Source organism: Vallitalea guaymasensis (assembly GCF_018141425.1).
In the GTDB taxonomy this organism is placed as follows: Bacteria; Bacillota; Clostridia; order Lachnospirales; family Vallitaleaceae; genus Vallitalea; species Vallitalea guaymasensis.
The window spans coordinates 3,577,733-3,597,388 of sequence record NZ_CP058561.1 but is presented as its reverse complement, the minus strand read 5'-3'; the positions used below and the strand labels follow the sequence as shown (position 1 = coordinate 3,597,388).

Annotated in this window: 13 protein-coding genes, 6 tRNA genes and 3 rRNA genes; 2 read left to right on the top strand and 20 right to left on the bottom strand. The window is 35.1% G+C overall.

The window, feature by feature from the left end; translation table 11 throughout:
• Positions 1-22: 22 nt before the first annotated feature.
• From HYG85_RS15420 to ispD, 10 genes are all read right to left on the bottom strand, one after another.
• A tRNA-Glu gene (locus tag HYG85_RS15420) sits at positions 23-94 on the bottom strand.
• Positions 95-104: 10 nt separating this feature from the next.
• A tRNA-Asn gene (locus HYG85_RS15415) sits at positions 105-176 on the bottom strand.
• A gap of 134 nt (positions 177-310) precedes the next feature.
• Positions 311-3,209 (bottom strand): 23S ribosomal RNA (locus HYG85_RS15410).
• 327 nt (positions 3,210-3,536) lie between these two features.
• Positions 3,537-3,609, bottom strand: a tRNA-Ala gene (locus HYG85_RS15405).
• A 34-nt stretch (positions 3,610-3,643) separates the two neighbouring features.
• Positions 3,644-3,720 (bottom strand) — tRNA-Ile (locus tag HYG85_RS15400).
• A 29-nt stretch (positions 3,721-3,749) separates the two neighbouring features.
• Positions 3,750-3,867: ribosomal RNA gene (gene rrf / locus HYG85_RS15395) — 5S ribosomal RNA — on the bottom strand.
• Between the two features lie 226 nt (positions 3,868-4,093).
• Positions 4,094-5,621, bottom strand: a 16S ribosomal RNA gene (locus tag HYG85_RS15390).
• Together the 16S, 23S and 5S rRNA genes with 6 tRNA genes alongside form the textbook arrangement of a ribosomal RNA operon.
• Positions 5,622-5,843: 222 nt before the next feature.
• Positions 5,844-5,931: transfer RNA gene (locus tag HYG85_RS15385), tRNA-Ser, on the bottom strand.
• Between the two features lie 82 nt (positions 5,932-6,013).
• Positions 6,014-6,099 (bottom strand) — tRNA-Ser (locus HYG85_RS15380).
• A gap of 436 nt (positions 6,100-6,535) precedes the next feature.
• Positions 6,536-7,231 (bottom strand): 2-C-methyl-D-erythritol 4-phosphate cytidylyltransferase, encoded by a 696-nt coding sequence (ispD, locus tag HYG85_RS15375; protein ID WP_212690404.1) that lies wholly within the window; start codon positions 7,229-7,231, stop codon positions 6,536-6,538.
• A gap of 269 nt (positions 7,232-7,500) precedes the next feature.
• Between ispD and HYG85_RS15370 the strand changes: the two genes are divergently transcribed.
• Positions 7,501-8,010: a ferritin gene (locus HYG85_RS15370; RefSeq protein ID WP_113673717.1), complete on the top strand. Its 510-nt coding sequence runs from the start codon at positions 7,501-7,503 to the stop codon at positions 8,008-8,010.
• Positions 8,011-8,096: 86 nt separating this feature from the next.
• Here HYG85_RS15370 and tsaD read toward each other — a convergent pair whose 3' ends face one another.
• From tsaD to HYG85_RS15340, 6 genes are all read right to left on the bottom strand, one after another.
• Positions 8,097-9,119 (bottom strand): tRNA (adenosine(37)-N6)-threonylcarbamoyltransferase complex transferase subunit TsaD, encoded by a 1,023-nt coding sequence (gene tsaD / locus HYG85_RS15365; RefSeq protein WP_212690403.1) that lies wholly within the window; start codon positions 9,117-9,119, stop codon positions 8,097-8,099.
• Positions 9,120-9,698 (bottom strand): DUF6715 family protein, encoded by a 579-nt coding sequence (locus HYG85_RS15360; protein WP_113673715.1) that lies wholly within the window; start codon positions 9,696-9,698, stop codon positions 9,120-9,122.
• Between the two features lie 105 nt (positions 9,699-9,803).
• Complete coding sequence (locus HYG85_RS15355) at positions 9,804-10,712, bottom strand: ribonuclease Z (protein WP_212690402.1); 909 nt, start codon at positions 10,710-10,712, stop codon at positions 9,804-9,806.
• A 258-nt stretch (positions 10,713-10,970) separates the two neighbouring features.
• Positions 10,971-11,213, bottom strand: a complete 243-nt coding sequence (locus HYG85_RS15350; RefSeq protein WP_113673713.1) for a hypothetical protein — start codon at positions 11,211-11,213, stop codon at positions 10,971-10,973.
• Positions 11,214-11,441: 228 nt separating this feature from the next.
• Positions 11,442-13,433: a transketolase gene (gene tkt, locus HYG85_RS15345; RefSeq protein WP_212690401.1), complete on the bottom strand. Its 1,992-nt coding sequence runs from the start codon at positions 13,431-13,433 to the stop codon at positions 11,442-11,444.
• 356 nt (positions 13,434-13,789) lie between these two features.
• Positions 13,790-16,138, bottom strand: coding sequence for an ATP-binding protein (locus HYG85_RS15340; RefSeq protein ID WP_212690400.1), 2,349 nt, complete (start codon positions 16,136-16,138; stop codon positions 13,790-13,792).
• 251 nt (positions 16,139-16,389) lie between these two features.
• Here HYG85_RS15340 and HYG85_RS15335 point away from each other — a divergent pair, with 251 nt between their 5' ends.
• Positions 16,390-17,235: a class I SAM-dependent methyltransferase gene (locus HYG85_RS15335; RefSeq protein ID WP_212690399.1), complete on the top strand. Its 846-nt coding sequence runs from the start codon at positions 16,390-16,392 to the stop codon at positions 17,233-17,235.
• 35 nt (positions 17,236-17,270) lie between these two features.
• Here the strand turns inward: HYG85_RS15335 and rimI are convergent, their stop codons facing one another.
• Genes rimI through HYG85_RS15315 form a run of 4 tightly spaced genes read right to left on the bottom strand, consistent with a single transcriptional unit; the run spans position 17,271 to position 19,512 of the window.
• Positions 17,271-17,711 carry a ribosomal protein S18-alanine N-acetyltransferase gene (rimI, locus tag HYG85_RS15330; protein ID WP_113673710.1) on the bottom strand — a complete coding sequence of 147 codons (441 nt, stop codon included), beginning with the start codon at positions 17,709-17,711 and terminating at the stop codon, positions 17,271-17,273.
• Positions 17,702-18,415 (bottom strand): tRNA (adenosine(37)-N6)-threonylcarbamoyltransferase complex dimerization subunit type 1 TsaB, encoded by a 714-nt coding sequence (gene tsaB / locus HYG85_RS15325; protein WP_212690398.1) that lies wholly within the window; start codon positions 18,413-18,415, stop codon positions 17,702-17,704. The genes rimI and tsaB overlap by 10 nt, the downstream gene beginning before the upstream one ends.
• On the bottom strand, positions 18,412-18,846 hold the full coding sequence (gene tsaE, locus HYG85_RS15320) for a tRNA (adenosine(37)-N6)-threonylcarbamoyltransferase complex ATPase subunit type 1 TsaE (protein ID WP_212690397.1): 435 nt from the start codon (positions 18,844-18,846) through the stop codon (positions 18,412-18,414). The genes tsaB and tsaE overlap by 4 nt, the downstream gene beginning before the upstream one ends.
• Positions 18,847-19,512, bottom strand: coding sequence for a YcxB family protein (locus HYG85_RS15315; RefSeq protein WP_212690396.1), 666 nt, complete (start codon positions 19,510-19,512; stop codon positions 18,847-18,849). It lies immediately after the preceding gene.
• Positions 19,513-19,656: the final 144 nt, after the last annotated feature.

The window sequence follows — 19,656 nt, the reverse complement described above, 5'->3', positions numbered from 1 at the left end:
ATGCATTAATTATACTATATGATGACTCGTAGGGGAATCGAACCCCTGTTACCGCCGTGAAAGGGCGGTGTCTTAACCGCTTGACCAACGAGCCTTATTATAAACTCCCCGAGTGGGACTCGAACCTACAACCCTTCGGTTAACAGCCGAATGCTCTACCATTGAGCTATCGAGGAATACTTTTATATAAACATTCAAAACAACACATTGTCATCAACAAATCATCTTTATCAACCTTTGCAAAGCTACATAACTTATATATCTTAACTCTTAGCTTAACTATCATACACTCAAATCTCTTTGATGTACTTAGGTCAAGCCCTCGACCTATTAGTATCGGTCAGCTGAACATGTTACCATGCTTACACCTCCGACCTATCAACCTTGTAGTCTTCAAGGGGTCTTACTACCTTTCGGTATGGGATATCTTATCTTGAGGGGGGCTTCACGCTTAGATGCCTTCAGCGTTTATCCCTTCCAAACTTGGCTACTCTGCTATGCACTTGGTAATACAACAGATACACCAGCGGTTCGTCCATCCCGGTCCTCTCGTACTAAGGACAGCTCCTCTCAAATATCCTGCGCCCACGACGGATAGGGACCGAACTGTCTCACGACGTTCTGAACCCAGCTCGCGTACCGCTTTAATGGGCGAACAGCCCAACCCTTGGGACCTACTTCAGCCCCAGGATGCGATGAGCCGACATCGAGGTGCCAAACCACTCCGTCGATGTGAACTCTTGGGAGTGATAAGCCTGTTATCCCCGGGGTAGCTTTTATCCGTTGAGCGATGGCAATCCCACTTTCATACCACCGGATCACTAAGTCCTACTTTCGTACCTGCTCCACCCGTCGGTGTCACAGTCAAGCCATCTTCTGCCTTTGCACTCTTCGAATGGTTTCCAACCATTCTGAGATGACCTTTGAGCGCCTCCGATACCTTTTCGGAGGCGACCGCCCCAGTCAAACTCCCCACCTGACATTGTCCCTACACCAGTTTATGGTGCCAGGTTAGAAATCCAGTACTACAAGGGAGGTATCCCAACATCGACTCCACAAAGACTGGCGTCCTTGCTTCAAAGTCTCCCTCCTATCCTGTACATGTAATACCGAATCCCAGTATCAAGCTGGAGTAAAGCTCCACGGGGTCTTTCCGTCCTGTCGCGGGTAACCAGCATCTTCACTGGTACTACAATTTCACCGGGCGCGTTGTCGAGACAGTGCCCAAATCGTTACGCCTTTCGTGCGGGTCGGAACTTACCCGACAAGGAATTTCGCTACCTTAGGACCGTTATAGTTACGGCCGCCGTTTACTGGGGCTTAAATTCAGAGCTTCGCTTGCGCTAACCCCTCCTCTTAACCTTCCAGCACCGGGCAGGCGTCAGCCCCTATACTTCACCTTTCGGTTTTGCAGAGACCTGTGTTTTTGCTAAACAGTCGCTTGGGCCTATTCTCTGCGGCCTCTATAAAGAGGCACTCCTTATCCCTAAGTTACGGAGTCATTTTGCCGAGTTCCTTAACAACGCTTCTCCCGTCGGCCTTAGGATTCTCTCCTCATCTACCTGTGTCGGTTTACGGTACGGGCACATACAAAACAATAGCGGCTTTTCTTGACAGTATGGATTCAGAGACTTCCCTACTTTTATTTCGGTCCTGTTCGTACTTCAGAAACGGACGGCGGATTTTCCTTCCATCCTATCCTTTGTACTTAAACGGGTTTTTCCATTCCCCGATTCTCTTATCCTCCTGTGTCCCCACAGTTCTGTTTGCATGCGGTACAGGAATTTCAACCTGTTGTCCATCGACTACGGCTTTCGCCCTCGCCTTAGGTCCCGACTTACCCAGAGAAGATCAGCTTTACTCTGGAAACCTTAGATATTCGGCCGAGAAGATTCTCACTTCTCTCTCGCTACTCATTCCGGCATTCTCTCTTCTTAATAGTCCACTGCTCCTTACGGTACAGCTTCTTCCCTTTTAAGAATGCTCCTCTACCACTGATATTACTATCAATCCACAGCTTCGGTGTCATGTTTTAGCCCCGGACATTTTCGGCGCAAGATCTCTCGACTAGTGAGCTATTACGCACTCTTTGAATGTATGGCTGCTTCTAAGCCAACATCCTAGTTGTCTTCGAAATCTCACATCCTTTCCCACTTAACATGTACTTTGGGACCTTAGCTGGTGGTCTGGGCTCTTTCCCTTTTGACTACCCAACTTATCTCGCGCAGTCTGACTCCTGATGAGCATCTATATGGCATTCGGAGTTTGATATGTTTTGGTAAGCTTCGCAGCCCCCTAGACAATTCAGTGCTCTACCTCCATTAGACTCCATCAAGGCTAGCCCTAAAGCTATTTCGAGGAGAACCAGCTATCTCCGGGTTCGATTGGAATTTCTCCGCTACCCACAGCTCATCCCCACGTTTTTCAACACGTGTGGGTTCGGACCTCCATTACCTTTTACGGTAACTTCATCCTGGCCATGGGTAGGTCACCCGGTTTCGGGTCTACATACACTGACTTAACGCCCTGTTAAGACTTGGCTTCCCTTCGGCTCCAGACCTTTAGTCCTTAACCTTGCCAGTATACGTAACTCGCCGGACCGTTCTACAAAAAGTACGCCGTCGATCATATATAGATCTTCGACTGCTTGTAAACATAGGGTTTCAGGTTCTCTTTCACTCCCCTCCCGGGGTTCTTTTCACCGTTCCTTCACAGTACTATTCGCTATCGGTCACTAGGTAGTATTTAGCCTTGGGGGGTGGTCCCCCCAGCTTCACACAGGGTTTCTCGTGTCCCGTGCTACTCTGGATCCTGCCAGCTCTTTTGAATTTTCACCTACCGGACTTTCACCGTCTTTGGTTGGCTTTCCCAAAACCATTCGGTTAATTCGCAAGATACCTTATGCAGTCCACAACCCCTAATAACTAGGTTATTAGGTTTGGGCTCTTCCCCTTTCGCTCGCCGCTACTCAGAGAATCGATGTTTCTTTCTACTCCTTCGGGTACTTAGATGTTTCAGTTCCCCGAGTTCCCCCTGCATAGCTATGTATTCACTATGCAGTAACTAGGTATTTCCTAGCCAGGTTTCCCCATTCGGATATCTCCGGCTCGATGGCTATTTGCGCCTCCCCGAAGCTTTTCGCAGCTTATCACGTCCTTCATCGGCTCCTAGTGCCAAGGCATCCACCCTATGCTCTTATTAGCTTGACCTATGTTTTAGTCATCTAAGAGCTAAGATTTACAAGTTATTTTATAGAATCTTTTGATTCTCGTAGCTTGTTGTTGCTTTGGTTTTTCTTGTTTTTCACAGTTTTCCATATGCGACATATGGTTACTATTTATTTCAAGGATATTGATTATTTGATGTCTAGTTATTTCTTCTTCTCTTCTTATCGATGACTTATCATCAATAACAGATCAGATTAATAACTTACAATGTGTAGTTTTCAATGTTCAATATAATACTTTTGTTTCAAACAGCTTAGCTATGTTATCACAGCTTGCGTTGTTTGTCAAGTCTCTTTTTTCAAGAGACAGTGGAGATAAGGAGATTCGAACTCCTGACCCCCTGCTTGCAAGGCAGGTGCTCTCCCAACTGAGCTATACCCCCAGGGTCATTTATGTTTTATTATTTAATTTTATTTTGGTGGGCTCAAGTGGACTCGAACCACCGACCTCACGCTTATCAGGCGTGCGCTCTAACCAGCTGAGCTATGAGCCCATAACACGCTAGGCGTGTAAGTATTTGTAATCTGGCAGCCACCTACTCTCCCAGGTCGTCTCCAACCAAGTACCATCGGCCGTTAATGGCTTAACCATCGTGTTCGGTATGAGAACGGGTGTTTCCCAAAAACGCATCGCCACCAGAAATTTTCTGTATTCTTTTGTTGTTCCTTGAATACTCAACAGTGAAACAATCAATTAATATTTTAACTTTAGTAAATCTTGATTTGATTTTCTCTGTGATTCTTAGAGAATATCAAATTTTAGATGAACTTAGTTAAAAAATTAATCTCCACTTAATTAATTAGTTTTATTCCATAAGTCCTTAGTGCTTTTATAAGATTAGCCTCGGCTTCTCTTATTTTCCTTAGAAAGGAGGTGATCCAGCCGCACCTTCCGATACGGCTACCTTGTTACGACTTCACCCTAGTCATCGGCTTCACCTTCGACAGCTCTCTCTTTGCAGTTGAGTCACTGGCTTCGGGCGCTTCCAACTCCCATGGTGTGACGGGCGGTGTGTACAAGGCCCGGGAACGTATTCACCGCGACATTCTGATTCGCGATTACTAGCGATTCCAACTTCATGTAGTCGAGTTGCAGACTACAATCCGAACTGGGACGGCTTTTTTGGGATTTGCTCCATGTCACCATTTTGCTTCCCTTTGTCACCGCCATTGTAGCACGTGTGTAGCCCAAATCATAAGGGGCATGATGATTTGACGTCATCCCCACCTTCCTCCGAGTTGTCCCCGGCAGTCTCTCTAGAGTCCCCAACTTAACTTGCTGGCTACTAAAGATAAGGGTTGCGCTCGTTGCGGGACTTAACCCAACATCTCACGACACGAGCTGACGACAACCATGCACCACCTGTCTCTTCTGTCCCGAAGGAAAGTTCCGATTAAGGAACGGTCAGAAGGATGTCAAGATTTGGTAAGGTTCTTCGCGTTGCTTCGAATTAAACCACATGCTCCACCGCTTGTGCGGGCCCCCGTCAATTCCTTTGAGTTTCAATCTTGCGATCGTACTCCCCAGGTGGAATGCTTAATGCGTTTGCTGCGGCACCGAGGTTCGACCCCCGACACCTAGCATTCATCGTTTACGGCGTGGACTACCAGGGTATCTAATCCTGTTCGCTCCCCACGCTTTCGTGCCTCAGCGTCAGTTACAGTCCAGAAAGCCGCCTTCGCCACTGGTGTTCCTCCTAATATCTACGCATTTCACCGCTACACTAGGAATTCCGCTTTCCTCTCCTGCACTCTAGCAAAGCAGTTTCAAATGCAGTCCCGAGGTTGAGCCTCGGGCTTTCACATCTGACTTACTTCGCCGCCTACGCACCCTTTACACCCAGTAAATCCGGATAACGCTTGCCCCCTACGTATTACCGCGGCTGCTGGCACGTAGTTAGCCGGGGCTTCTTAGTCAGGTACTGTCACTATCTTCCCTGCTGATAGAAGTTTACGATCCGAAAACCTTCTTCCTTCACGCGGCGTCGCTGCATCAGGGTTTCCCCCATTGTGCAATATTCCCCACTGCTGCCTCCCGTAGGAGTTTGGGCCGTGTCTCAGTCCCAATGTGGCCGATCACCCTCTCAGGTCGGCTACTGATCGTCGCCTAGGTAAGCCGTTACCTTACCTACTAGCTAATCAGACGCGGGTCCATCCTATGCTACCGGAGTTTTTACCACTGAGTCATGCGACTCTGTGGTCTTATGCGGTATTAGCACACTTTTCAATGTGTTATCCCCCTGCATAGGGCAGGTTACCCACGCGTTACTCACCCGTCCGCCGCTTTCCACTACCTAAATCACCCGAAGGTTCAATAGATAGCTTCTCGCTCGACTTGCATGTGTTAAGCACGCCGCCAGCGTTCATCCTGAGCCAGGATCAAACTCTCATGTTAAAGTTTCATCTTGACCAGATTGCTCTGGCTTATATTTTATAGACTATCGTCTTATCCATTAATTTACTAAGGAATTTTCTTGGGTAAAACTTATTACTAAGTTTTTGGTTGTTTCACTGTTCAGTTTTCAAGGTTCTCTTTATTATCTTTTAATGCGTTAGCGAAAAATATTTTATCATATTTTTTGATGTTTGTCAACAACTTTTTTAATTAATTATCAAACGGAGAAGGAGGGATTTGAACCCTCGCGCCGCGTTAACGACCTACTCCCTTTCCAGGGGAGCCCCTTCAGCCGCTTGGGTACTTCTCCAAGCTGTTTCTTAAACACTTCGCGATTATTTGCATTTTAGCAATAATTAAAACCACCAGTATGTGGTTTATAATTATTGGAGCGGAGAAGGTGGGATTTGAACCCACGGCCCCTTTCGGAGTCACTGGTTTTCAAGACCAGCTCCTTAAGCCACTCGGACACCTCTCCGTATTTCGCAACTCATTATCGAGTGCTTTAATAATTTATCACATCTTAGCCGATGTGTCAAGCCTTTTTTACAACTTTTTTCGAGTTGTTTTTTTGCTTGTTTTTTCGTCAGTATTTAACGACAAGCGGTATGATATCATATATTATTTTAAGTGTCAATAGATAAATTCATTATTTTTATTTTCAGACAAATCCATATATTGTAAATTGGTCCCTTAACACTGATATATAGGCTATTTCATCATTATCCTTAGTTTATTTTCATTCCATGTGTTAAGGATTTTTATATCAAACTACTTGTAACAACCTATTTATTAGATACAATTTTTCTATGAAATTATTGCTTATTGTTAGAAATTTTTTTGTCAAATAATGATTTTTAGTTTATTTAAATCTATTGTTAAGCATGGTTTTGTGTAACAATAAGCTACTATTATTATTGATCAATAAAATTTTTGGCGATAATCAAATCTTCAATAGTAGTTATTTTTATATTTGAATATAGTCCTTCTACAATCTTTATTTTAATATCTAGATATTTTTCAACTAACATTGAATCATCTGTAGCACAATAATTATCATTTTGAGCTTTTTGATAAGCCAATGCAATTAACTCTTTTTTAAATGTTTGAGGTGTTTGAATTGCCCATAGATTATTTCGGTTAGGGGTATCTACAATATTATTATCATCATCAACTACTTTAATTGTATCTTTAACCTTGACTCCTAAGACACAAGCACCATATTTAATCCCGTCATCAATTGTTTGTTTTATTTGCTCAGCACCTATAAAAGGTCTGGCACCATCATGTATCAAAACTATATCACTATCCTCTGGCACTTTCTTTATACCTTCGTATACTGAATCCTGTCTTTCTTTTCCTCCCTCTAATATAGCTATTATCTTTTGATAATTATATTTTTCTACAATTTCCTTTCTACAATAATCGACTTCATCTTTTCCTACCACTAAAATGATATTTTGTATTTCATTACATTTTTCAAAAGCATCTATAGTATAGGCTAGTATAGGTTTACCATCTAATTCTATATATTGTTTTGATTTATCATTTTTCATTCTTTTACCTTTTCCAGCAGCAGGTATTATTACTGTACATTGCACATTATTCATTTAAATTATTCCTCCATCAACTATTGACCCTTATATATTTTCTTCTTATATTAATTAGCAATTATTAAAATCCAATCATTAACTTATTATTAATATGATTTAAGTATGGATAATTAATTACACATTATCGTATATTTTATTTTAAACTATTGTATACTAAATTTAAAGAAATAATTATTAAACTATATGAGTTTCATCTTCCAATACCATTAATTTATTGATATAATAATCATGTGAATTTCTATAACAAAACAGTAGGAGGTAAAATTATGCTAAGTGAAAAATTATTAAAAGAAATAAATGAACAGATTACTTATGAGTTATATTCTTCTCATCTTTATCTAGCAATGGCATCATATTGTTATTCAATAGATCTAGATGGATTTGCCAACTTTTTTATGGTACAAGCAGAAGAAGAAAGATTTCATGCAATGAAATTCTTTAATTTTGTAAATGAAATGGATGAAAAAGTTGAATTAAAAGGTCTTGAAACACCCCCAAGTGATTATGATGATATAGAAGATGTTTATTCCGAAACTCTACAACATGAAAAATTCGTGACAAGCCGTATCTATAAATTAATGGATATTGCCATGGAAGAAAGAGAACATGCCACTATAAGCTTCTTGAAATGGTTTATTGATGAGCAAGTAGAAGAAGAAGCTACTGTTAAGGGTATTTTACAAAAATTAAAGAGAGCTAATAAAGATGTATCAATAATCTATTCTATTGACTCAGAAATGGCTCAGCGTGTTTTTACACCACCAACTAATGCTTAGTATACAAAATAGTATGTTAATGAATTAGAAGCTATTCTATGGTATTAATTAAGAGGGCTGTCCAATAAGGCAACCCTCTTTTTAAATTAAAATCTATCGCTTAATTTTAAGTTTGGTATAGCATTTAAATCCATATTATGTCTTACGCCATTTATATACTCATAATAACCAGCTACACCTATCATAGCAGCATTATCAGTACAATATACAAGTGATGGATAGTGTAATGTTATTCCTTCTTTTTCACATGCTTTCTTCATTTCTTCTCTAAGTTTGCTATTAGCCGCTACACCACCAGCCAAAGCAATTTTGTCAAGTTTCAATTCTTTTGCAGCTTTTATTGTTTTATTTACTATTACTTCTACAACAGATTTTTGAAAACTTGCTGCAATATCAGGAACATTTATTTCCTGCTCTTTCATCTTACATTGATTTATATAGTTGAGAACTGCTGATTTTACTCCACTAAAACTAAAATCATAAGATCCGTTTTCTAAGTACGATCTAGGAAATTCTATTGCATCTTCATTTCCTTCTTTTGAGATTTTATCAATCTTTGGTCCACCTGGATATCCTAACCCTATGGATCTTGCAACTTTGTCAAATGCTTCACCAGCAGCGTCATCTCTCGTTTTACCCATTATTTCATATTTACCATAATCTCTAACATGAACCAAGTGGGTATGACCTCCTGATACTACCATGCAAACAAAAGGTGGTTTAAAATCTCCTTCTATATAATTAGCACTTATATGTCCTTCTATGTGGTGGACACCTATTAATGGTTTTTTAGCTGCAAATGCTATTGCCTTCGCTTCTGCTAACCCTACTAGTAAAGCTCCAACCAATCCTGGTCCATATGTAACTGCTACGGCTGTTACATCTTTAATGGTCATATCAGCTTCTTCTAATGCTTCACTTATAACAGGGTCAATATTCTCAATATGTTTTCTTGATGCTATCTCCGGTACAACTCCTCCAAATTTTTTATGCAAATCTATTTGAGAGGAAATAATATTAGATAAAACATGTTTTCCATTTTTCACAATAGCTACTGACGTTTCATCACATGAGGATTCTATAGCCATTATTATTACGTCTTCATTCATTTAATCACCTACTACAATAAATTCTTCTGTTTTCTGCCACCCTTTAATTTTCCATAGTTCATCTACTTTTACTAATACATATTCTTCAAATATTTCGCCTTCTGGACCAACATTATTCAAATAATAAACCACTTTTATAAATGTAATATTGTTATTATTGTCATCATTGTTTTTCTGAATGTCATAACCTATTATTTTAGTATTATTTTCTTTGAATTTTTCTATTTCTTCTTTTGCTTTTTCTAAGTGAACATCAATTGGATTTTTTTCTAGTAATTCATCATCATATAGTTCTCTTTGCACTTTTAACAAAACTTCAATTTCTTCATCTGTTATTTCATGACTATATAATTTTTGCATAACTATATTATTCAATTCTAGAACTTGCTCTGGAGTCTTTTGTAAATCATGTATTTTGTTTATTGTGCCTTCATAGTCTTCTTTCAGATATTCTAGAATCCTATCTGAATTTGATAATAAACTCTTATCAAATCTATCTTTACTTGTTTTATTTGAAAATGTCACAAACAACAGTATTCCTAAACTTGCTAGAATTAGAATCGCTATAATTTTTCTCATATTCACCACTCCATTAATGTTCTTAGTTTATCCTATGGGATAATTCTTGAATATAGTATAGACCTTATATATTATATATCGAAATCTATCCGCAATACTATTATACTATTCATCAAACTTTAATGTCTTAGTTAATCTGTCCTTACCAACTTTAGAGTTTTCAAATATTTTTGTAGCCACATGTAACGAATCTTTTGGTCTAACTAATGATGGACTAAAATGTGTTAGCCATAGCTCATTAACCTGGGCTTTTGCAGCTAGAGTTGCTGCTTCTTCAAATGTCATGTGTTTATATTCATTTGCCTTATTTTCTTTTTCTTCATCTCCATACATACCTTCACAAATGAAAAGGTCTGCATCTTTTGCATATGTTTCAATATTTTTCACAGGTCTAGTATCAGTGCAATAACTTAATTTTATTCCCTTTCTTGGTGGACCAAGTACTGATTGAGGTTCATAACTTCTGCCTTCATATATTACTGTTTCTCCTTTTTGAAGCAAGTTCCAATATTTTATGGGCAGTTCTAATTGTTTTGCTTTCTCTACCAAGAATTTTCCTTGACGGTTAATGTTAATATTATATCCATAACAGATAACATTATGATTAAGTTTATAAGCCTCTATTTCATAACCTTTTATATTGAAGCAAGAATAATCTTCTTTTAACTCAATATAGTTCAATTCAAATGGTAATTCAGGAGCTATGACTCTTAACCCCTTAACAACTCTCTGTAGACCTTTAGGTCCAATTAGAGTGATTGGCTCTCTTCTATCAGAGTTGCCTATGGTCAATAATAATCCTGGTAATCCTCCAATATGGTCACCATGATAATGTGTAAAACATATAATATCGATGGACTTGAAGCTCCATCCTTGCTGTCGTATAGTTATTTGGGTCCCTTCTCCGCAATCAATAAGCAAGTTACTACCATTGTACCTTGTCATAAGAGAAGTTAGCCATCTATTTGGTAAAGGCATCATTCCGCCTGTCCCTAACAAACATACATCTAACATATTTCATCCTCTTCCTTATTTTTTCTTATTGTATCATAAAACGCAGGTTATCACCATATTAAAATATTTAGCCTCCTATTTTTATGTATTAAAATATAAGATACCTAATTTAGCATTTCCTCACTTTATTATTATTGCCAAGAAAAGCTGCTATATAGCTTAAATGTAGTTGAGGATATTTCTGTGAAATTAACTTTCTACTACAAAAAAAGAATGCATCGACTGCATTCTTTTTATTATAACAAGTTAACTTGTACGTTATCTTTTTGTTCTAGTTGGTTGGAATTTAAAAGTTTTGATTAATTTATCATAGCATTCTTCACATATATCGAAGCTATGAGTTTCCATATCTTTATTTGAAAAATATCCCCATTCTTTAGTAATATTAATATAGTCAGATTTTTCTTTTGAGTCTTCACTATAAATTAATTTACCACATTTGTTACAGTAAACTTCTGATAGGACATTATTTTTTATTATTTTCTTTTCAAATTTTTCCATTTTTTATCCCCTCACTAGGTGTCTTTAATGATAAGCATGAAGAGAAATCCATAATTATGACTAGGGCAAAAAAGCAACTTTGCCAATAGGATAAAAAATTGATTATGAAATTCTCTATAAAAATTTACGTACTATACTTATCATTATTATAACGTCCTAATTCTAATCTGTATATAGGTAATTTCTTCAATGTAGAAGAATCTAGATTAGGGTATGAACAAAAATATATTATTTAGCGTACACTTTTTTTGCAACTTCATATACATTTTCAGTTGTGATACCAAATTCCTCAAACACTCTAGCTGCTGGCGCTGAAGCTCCAAAATGGTCAAGACCAATAACTTCACCATCAAGTCCTACATATTTGTACCATCCAAATGTTGCAGCAGCTTCTATAGCAACTCTTTTTCTTACGTTATTAGGTAATACACTTTCTTTGTACTCTTCTGATTGTGTATCAAAAACATCCATAGATGGCATACTGACTACTCTTACATCAATTCCATCTTGTTTAAGCTTCTTAGCAGCTTCATATATACATTCTACTTCTGAACCACTAGCCATTAATATCATATCTGGTGTTTCTTTATCAGAATCTACTAAAACGTATCCACCTTTTAAAGCTTTTTTCTCGGATTCTTCATAGTATGGAACATTTTGTCTTGTTAGTACAATAGCTGTAGGAGTTTCCTTAGATGTAATTGCATAATACCAAGCAGCTGCAGTTTCTCTAGGGTCAGCAGGTCTGAATGTAACTACATTAGGCATACTTCTAAGAGCAGCTAATTGTTCTATAGGTTGGTGAGTAGGTCCATCTTCTCCTACTCCAATACTATCATGAGTTAATACATATGTTACAGGAAGCTTCATCAGTGCTGATAATCTTACACTAGGTTTGATGTAATCACTGAATACGAAGAAAGTAGCTACAAATGGTTTATGTGCTCCATGTAGTGCAATACCATTAGCCATTGCTGACATAGCTAGTTCACGTACTCCAAAGTGTAGATTCATTCCTGAATAATCTTCAGCTGAAAAATCTCCTTTATCATTCATATATGTTTTAGTAGAAGGTGCAAGGTCAGCAGCTCCACCAAATAAATTAGGAATATATTTTGTAAGTTTATTTATTATTTGTCCTGAAATAGCTCTTGTAGCTGATGGTTTATTATCGAATGTCCAGAATTCTTCATTATTTAGTAAATCAACTGGAAGTTCTTCACTTGTCCATATTTCCCATTCTTTTGCTAAATCAGCATACTTAGCTGCATATTCTTTAAATAATTCATTCCACTTAGCTTGCTCTTTGTTACCTTTTTCCTGTAAAGCTTTCATATGGTCATATACTTCTTCTGGTACATGGAATTCCTTATCTAATGGAAGTTCTAAGTTTTTCTTAGTTTCAATAATGTTATCGTCACCTAATGGTTCTCCATGAGCTGATGATTTACCTTGTTTTGCAGGACATCCATATCCAATTTGTGTTTTTACTATAATAAGTGATGGGTGCTCCAAATCAGCTTTTGCGTCTTGAATAGCTTTTCCTATAGCTTCTAAGTCGTTTCCATCTTCAACTTGTAGTACTTGCCATCCATATGCTTCGTATCTTTTTCCAACATCTTCAGTAAAGGCAATATCTGTACTACCTTCAATAGTTATTTTGTTAGAATCATAAAATGCAATGAATTTACCTAGTTTTAAAGTTCCTGCAAGAGATGCTGCTTCTGATGTAATACCTTCCATCATACAACCGTCACCTGCTATAGCATATGTGTAATGATCTACTATTTTATATTCATCCTTATTGAATTTAGCTGCTAAGTTAGCTTCAGCCATAGCCATACCGATACCTGTCGCAAATCCTGCTCCTAATGGTCCAGTAGTTGTATCTACTCCTACTGTATGTCCAAATTCAGGGTGTCCAGGTGTTTTACTACCCCATTGTCTAAATTCTTGTAGATCTTCGATTGTAAGTCCATATCCAAATAAATGTAATAATGAGTATAATAACATGGAACCATGTCCAGCTGATAAAATAAATCTATCCCTATTTATCCAATTTGGATCACTTGGGTTATGTTTCATATGATTAGCCCATAATTCATAAGCCATAGGGGCTGCTCCCATAGGTAATCCTGGGTGTCCTGATTTTGCTTTTTGAATACCCTCAGCAGATAGAATTCTAATAGTATTAATCGTTGTTGTCTCAATGTTTCTCATCTCGTATTCTTCCTCCTTATAATAGTAATACTTAGATTGCTTATTAATTATAAGCAACTAGCATTAATAGTTACCTTTAATTATTAAATTACATAAATTAATTTTTATTTTGATGTCACTTTCAAGAGTTGCTAGTAATATATATTTAATTTGTTCATAGAACTAATAATTATTCGTTGTTGGAAGACTTTACTCTTTACATATGCATTTTATCATATTTTTGAATAATAGCAAGTCCTAATGTCCAAAAAAAATAAATGCATTATAAAAGGATAGTCTTATCTATCCTTTATAATACTATAATGGTTTATTCTTTTATTATTACAATATGCCTTTAATTTTATAACTCAACAAATTCAAGTTTTTTTTAATTCAAGTTTTTCATAATAGGACTTCAACTTATTTTCTATAGCTTTATCTATCTCGTTCATACTTACATCAGTAAATATTTCTATACCTTGTTCTATGTTATCTATGGCATATATATGGAATTTACCTTCTTTGATATCATCCAATATATCATCATCCAATATTATTTCATCAACATTCTGTTTTGGTACGATGATACCTTGATTTCCAGTCAGACCCTTTGTTTTATATAACTCGTAGCATCCTCTAATTTTATGTGTAACGCCTCCTACAGGCTGAACATTACCAAATTGATCCACAGAGCCTGTTACGACTATACTTTGGTCAAAAGGTATTTCTGACAAACTAGATAGAATAGCATATAATTCCGCACATGAAGCACTATCACCATCAATAATATTATATACCTGCTCAAAACAAAGCTGACAATTTAACATTAACGGGTATTCTTGTGAATATTTGTTTCCAATATAACCTGATAAAATACCAATACTTTTGTCAAAAACATTTCCACTAAGCTGATTTTCTTTTTCAATATTAATTACTCCCAATTTACCCATATATGTTACAGCAGTAATCCTTATTATCCTTGCAATGGTATTTTCACTATAATCGCTTAATGCAACACCATTTATCTGTCCGACTTTCTTTTTACTATAGTCAATTATTATTTTATCCTTGTCATACAAGTCTTTTATATTTTCTTTTAATAAGGCAGATCTATTATTTTTCTTTTTTACAGCTTTCTTTATTATGCTAGAATTAATTACATTCATCTGTGAATGAGCAGCACACAAATCAGCTTCTTCTATTAAATCCATTAAAACAGAGAATTTTGTAGTAAGCTTATTTCTATCTTCTGCTACATATGAAGCATATTTCAAGAGTTCATTCTTTCCGTCTTTTGTAAGCATCTTGAATTTCTTTTTATTACAGACATCATCAAAATAATGATAATATTTTCTTATTATCTTTTTATTTTTTTCCACTTCAGTATTAAGTTGAACATGTAATTTGAATAATTCTTTGAATTCACTATCATATGCATACAACAATCTATATATATGTTCATTTCCAATTAATATAACCTTTAAGTCCATAGGGATTGGTTCTGGTTTAATGGTTTTTATTGGAAGTGTACCTAATTGTTCTCGAATGTTCTCAAAGATTAATTTTTTATTTATCAAAACCTTTTTAAGTGTTCCCCAGGTCAATGCAGTGTTAAGTATATTTTCTGCATTAATGATCAAGTATCCACTATTAGCATTATGAAGTATACCTTTTTTGATCATGGTATAGTTAGTTGTATAAACTCCCAATTCGTTTTCATATTCAATTTTACCAAACATTTCATAGTAAGATGGATTATCACAATATATAATTGGTGATGTCTTTACGTTGGAATTATCAATAAAGAGATTAACTCTATATTTTTCTAGATTATCATCTTCATCATCATTCAGTAAAGAGTTCAAAGTCTCATGGCTATCTGTCTCAGATAATATGTTCCTTATATTCTTGAATAAATGATCCTTTAATTCCTTTATATAGCCTATTACTTTTTTATTACATTCAAATTCAGTCTCTGTTTTCTTGAATATATCATCAATTATAATTTTTAAGATTTTGTTTTGAAGTTTATTAACTTTAGCTTCTGATATCTTTTTCAGCCTTTTTACTTGTTTCATTATATCTTCTGATTTATTTTCCATGATGTTGAGATTCTCTAATATTATTTCTTGTTCTTCCACTGTTAGGTCATCATATTTTTCTTCACTTATTTTTTTCCCATCTACGATAGGAATAAAAAATATGCCTTTATCTGTTATATTAGTCGAAAACCCAAATTTTCTGGCATCGTCTTTTAATTCTTCTAGTTTTGTTTCACCTTTGGATAAAAATTCATCCTTTAAACAAGTCTCAACTTTCTTGAATTCGGCACTGTTCAGTTTTATATTTGATTGTAATATTACATCTTTTACACAGTTTTCAATAGTTTTTTTAAATTTTTTACCTTTTCCACATTTAAGCCGTAACGCTCTTGGTTTATCCTCATTTTTAAAATTATAAACATAACACCAATCATCAGGAGGATTGTTCTTCTTACTTTTTTCTTTCAGAAATTTTTTTAGAAATTCTACGGTGTTTAATCCTTCTTCAGCTGATAAGTATATATTATATCCAGATCCATTTAGCTTAAGACCAAAATCTAGTATCTCGCTTACTCTGCCATTCCCAACAAATATATCTTCTTCATCTTCGTCATTATCAGATTGCTCTAGAACAACTGACTTCAAATCTAAATCTTCATGGGAAAGTTCATAACATTCTTTCATTAAGCAGCTCCTCCCTATACCCTTTGCCCTTTAAAGTTTCATATACTTTATCTTATACATTTATAAGGTGTCTTGTTAATAATAAATATAACTTTCCCACCTTTTTTAAAAGCAGGTAACAAAATAAAAGTTATATTTCAATGATATATGTATTTACAATCCAGAAATATTATTTCTATAATTCTGAAACAAAACTGTATAATAATTATTTATACCTTATAAGCTCTAGAAATTATTAATAGGAGGTTCATATGAACTTAAGTCAATATACATTTAAAAAACTAAATAACTTATTTCCTTTACCTGTACATCCTTTCAATCTACAAAACCAAGGCGAAAAAACTTATGCTCAATGGCAATTTGAAAAAGGTTTTGAATCTATTAAGTATTATTCGCCTTATGTTGATTCAAAAGAAATGTTTACTAATAAAAAAGTACTTGATGTAGGATGTGGAGCTGCTGGTAAATCACTTTATTACAGCAAACAAGGAGCTAGTATAGTTTATGGTATAGATCAAATATCAAGTTATAAAGAACAAGCTGATTCATTAGCTGAAAAATTAGATTTACAAGATAAATTTGAATTCGTTTTAGGTAGTGCTACTAATATGCCCTTTGATAATAATTATTTTGATACAATAATTTTAAATGATGCTATGGAACATTTAAAAGATCCTAAAAAGGTGCTAAACGAATGTTATAGAATATTAAAAAAAGATGGTATTATATATATCAATTTTCCTCCATACAATCACCCCTTTGGAGCTCATTTATCAGACACAATAGGTATCCCATGGGTTCACTTGTTTTTCTCTGAAAAATCACTAATACAAAATTATAAAAGTTCTGTAGAATCACTACCTGATGGTAAAAACCGAATTGATTTAAGAATTAGTACTGATGAAAATGGAAATGAATATTTTTCGTATATAAATAAAATGACCATCAAAAGATTTGAAAAGGTTATTAAGCAATCTGATTTCAACAAAATGTACTATGAATCAATTCCTTTGAAAAAACTATTAGCACCTGTATCAAAAATACCTTTTCTAAAAGAATATTTTACTAAAATGATTGTATTTATTGGTAAAAAGTAAAAATATGTGAATAGCCCAACTTAATCTTGGACTATTCACATATTTTTCCACATTATATATGCATCTTCTTTTGGTTTATCATAAAAATTCTTTCTTACTCCAGCTATTTCAAATCCCAGCTTTTCGTATAGTTTAATTGCATTATGGTTGCTTACTCTAACTTCAAGAGTAAAAGATGTGATGCCTTGCTTTTTTCCTTCATATATAAGAGCCTCTGTTATTTTTCTACCAAATCCAGCTCCTCTTCTTTCTTTTTTAACTGCTATATTGGTAATATGACCTTCTCCTACAATATTCCATAATCCTGCATATGCTATTATAGTACCGTCTTCTTCTATTACCATATATATTGAATGTGTATTACTCATTAATTCCTTAGTAAATGCATCTTGTGACCAAGGATCAGGAAAAGTACTTTCTTCTATAGAATGTACTTCCTCTATATCCTTAAGCTTCATTCTACGTGCTAGATACATGTATTATGTTTCCTTTCAAATTCCCTTTCTGCCTGGGACTTTCTTAGATAGATAGGTTTGAAGTTCATATAACTTTCCGTCTCTCCCTTTAATGCATTTAATATGCCCAAAGCAGCTACTGAGGATGCTCTTTGTATATTATTATTTAAAGGGGCTAATACATATTCGTTATCAGTGAAATTATTTTTTATTCTATCAATATTAGGAACTACACCATCTCCCAAGAAAACAACTTCTCTATTCAATTTTTTAATCTCTTCAAATATATCTTCTACCGGAACAACTGTACTAGGTAAAACAGTATTAAAAATATTATCATCATATGAATATAATCCAGTATATACCTGACTTCTTCTGGCATCCATTAATGGACATATTATTTTATCTGTACATGCAATATTGTAAGCCAAAGCGTCCAGAGTTGGTACTCCAACTATAGGAATTTCCAAGGTATGAGCCAGCCCCTTAGCCGTCGCAACACCAATTCTTAATCCTGTAAAGGAGCCTGGTCCTTTTGAAACTGCTATTATATCTAATTCACTAAGATCGAGATTAATCATATTGGTTACTTCTTCTATCATTGGCATTAAAGTCTGTGAATGTGTTTTCTTATAATTCGTTGTATATTCGCATAGTAACTTGTCATCTTCTGCAACAGCAATAGATGCAGCTACAGCAGAACTTTCTATGGCTAAAACTTTCATCTGTTTATTCCTCCAGCAATGGTTATTTGTCTGTAATCCAAACCTTTGTCCAAATCTTTCTCTATATTAATCCATATTGCTTCTTCTGGTATTATTTCTTCTATTAAATTTGCCCATTCTATCAAGCATACTCCATCATTATAAAAATATTCTTCATAACCTATTTCATACATTTCATCAGGATCATCTATTCTATAGACATCAAAATGATTAAAATTCAATTTGTCAGTATGATATTCGTTCACTATAGTAAATGTTGGACTAGTAATATGTTCGTCAATTCCAAGTCCTTCTGCAAACCCTTTAGTAAACACTGTTTTTCCTACTCCCAAATCACCCATAAGACAATATATCTGACCTTTTTTTGCATCCTGTCCAAGTTCCTTACCGATTTTTTTAGTTTCCTCTGCTGAAAATGATTTATATATCAATCAAATCTTCCCTTCATTCTTTTCTTGTGTAAATTTATATCTGGATGTATCCATTTTATTGGATACCATTTGTTTTATTTTAACTATATTTTTTCCATCTTCTATTAGTCTGACTGGAATAATGAACGCTTGATCCTTACTTATGTAAAATAGTATATTATACTTTCTTTGAACCACTTTGTATAAATTCTCCCAAAGAAATTCTATCCACTCACCAGCTTGTGATACATAAAATCCTTCATCGTTGATTTTGTATAGAATAGGTTCTTTGAATACAGGGTTAGTTGCAACTTGTTTTTTTGATTGTAGATATAACATTAATGGAGAAATAACAAGATAAGTCAATGCTCCGAACAATAACACAAGAGTCATAAAAGTATCTTTCCATAAAAAGGATATAGGAAATAGTATAAGACATACTACGCTAAATAATAAGGTTATTTTACTGCTTAATTTTGAATAAACATGTCCCAGCATAAAGTAGAACATATCTTTGTCCCCTATTTTTATACTTAATTCTATCTCAGTATTCTTTTTGATGTCTTTATTATTTTTTATATTAGTTTTATCATTATTATTTTTCTTGGTGTTGTTATTTATATTTTTGTCATTTTTAGTATTATTGTTATTATTATTCTTATTTTTATTCTTTTTTTTCGTTGCCATATTAACCTCCAATTATTTAACAATATCTTTTGATAGGTATTATAGCACTTTTACAAGAATTTAGCTAGTACAAAACTAGTCTCACTTTTTTATTTTATTGTTGTAAAAAATTATCCTTCATTAATATTTATTAACAAAAAAACC

What these genes read in the sequence shown, in the direction of transcription:
- ispD (WP_212690404.1), bottom strand. Translation starts at nt 7,231, where the DNA reads ATGAATAATGTGCAATGTACAGTAATAATACCTGCTGCTGGAAAAGGT.
- HYG85_RS15370 (WP_113673717.1), top strand. Translation starts at nt 7,501, where the DNA reads ATGCTAAGTGAAAAATTATTAAAAGAAATAAATGAACAGATTACTTAT.
- tsaD (WP_212690403.1), bottom strand. Translation starts at nt 9,119, where the DNA reads ATGAATGAAGACGTAATAATAATGGCTATAGAATCCTCATGTGATGAA.
- HYG85_RS15360 (WP_113673715.1), bottom strand. Translation starts at nt 9,698, where the DNA reads ATGAGAAAAATTATAGCGATTCTAATTCTAGCAAGTTTAGGAATACTG.
- HYG85_RS15355 (WP_212690402.1), bottom strand. Translation starts at nt 10,712, where the DNA reads ATGTTAGATGTATGTTTGTTAGGGACAGGCGGAATGATGCCTTTACCA.
- HYG85_RS15350 (WP_113673713.1), bottom strand. Translation starts at nt 11,213, where the DNA reads ATGGAAAAATTTGAAAAGAAAATAATAAAAAATAATGTCCTATCAGAA.
- tkt (WP_212690401.1), bottom strand. Translation starts at nt 13,433, where the DNA reads ATGAGAAACATTGAGACAACAACGATTAATACTATTAGAATTCTATCT.
- HYG85_RS15340 (WP_212690400.1), bottom strand. Translation starts at nt 16,138, where the DNA reads ATGAAAGAATGTTATGAACTTTCCCATGAAGATTTAGATTTGAAGTCA.
- HYG85_RS15335 (WP_212690399.1), top strand. Translation starts at nt 16,390, where the DNA reads ATGAACTTAAGTCAATATACATTTAAAAAACTAAATAACTTATTTCCT.
- rimI (WP_113673710.1), bottom strand. Translation starts at nt 17,711, where the DNA reads ATGTATCTAGCACGTAGAATGAAGCTTAAGGATATAGAGGAAGTACAT.
- tsaB (WP_212690398.1), bottom strand. Translation starts at nt 18,415, where the DNA reads ATGAAAGTTTTAGCCATAGAAAGTTCTGCTGTAGCTGCATCTATTGCT.
- HYG85_RS15315 (WP_212690396.1), bottom strand. Translation starts at nt 19,512, where the DNA reads ATGGCAACGAAAAAAAAGAATAAAAATAAGAATAATAATAACAATAAT.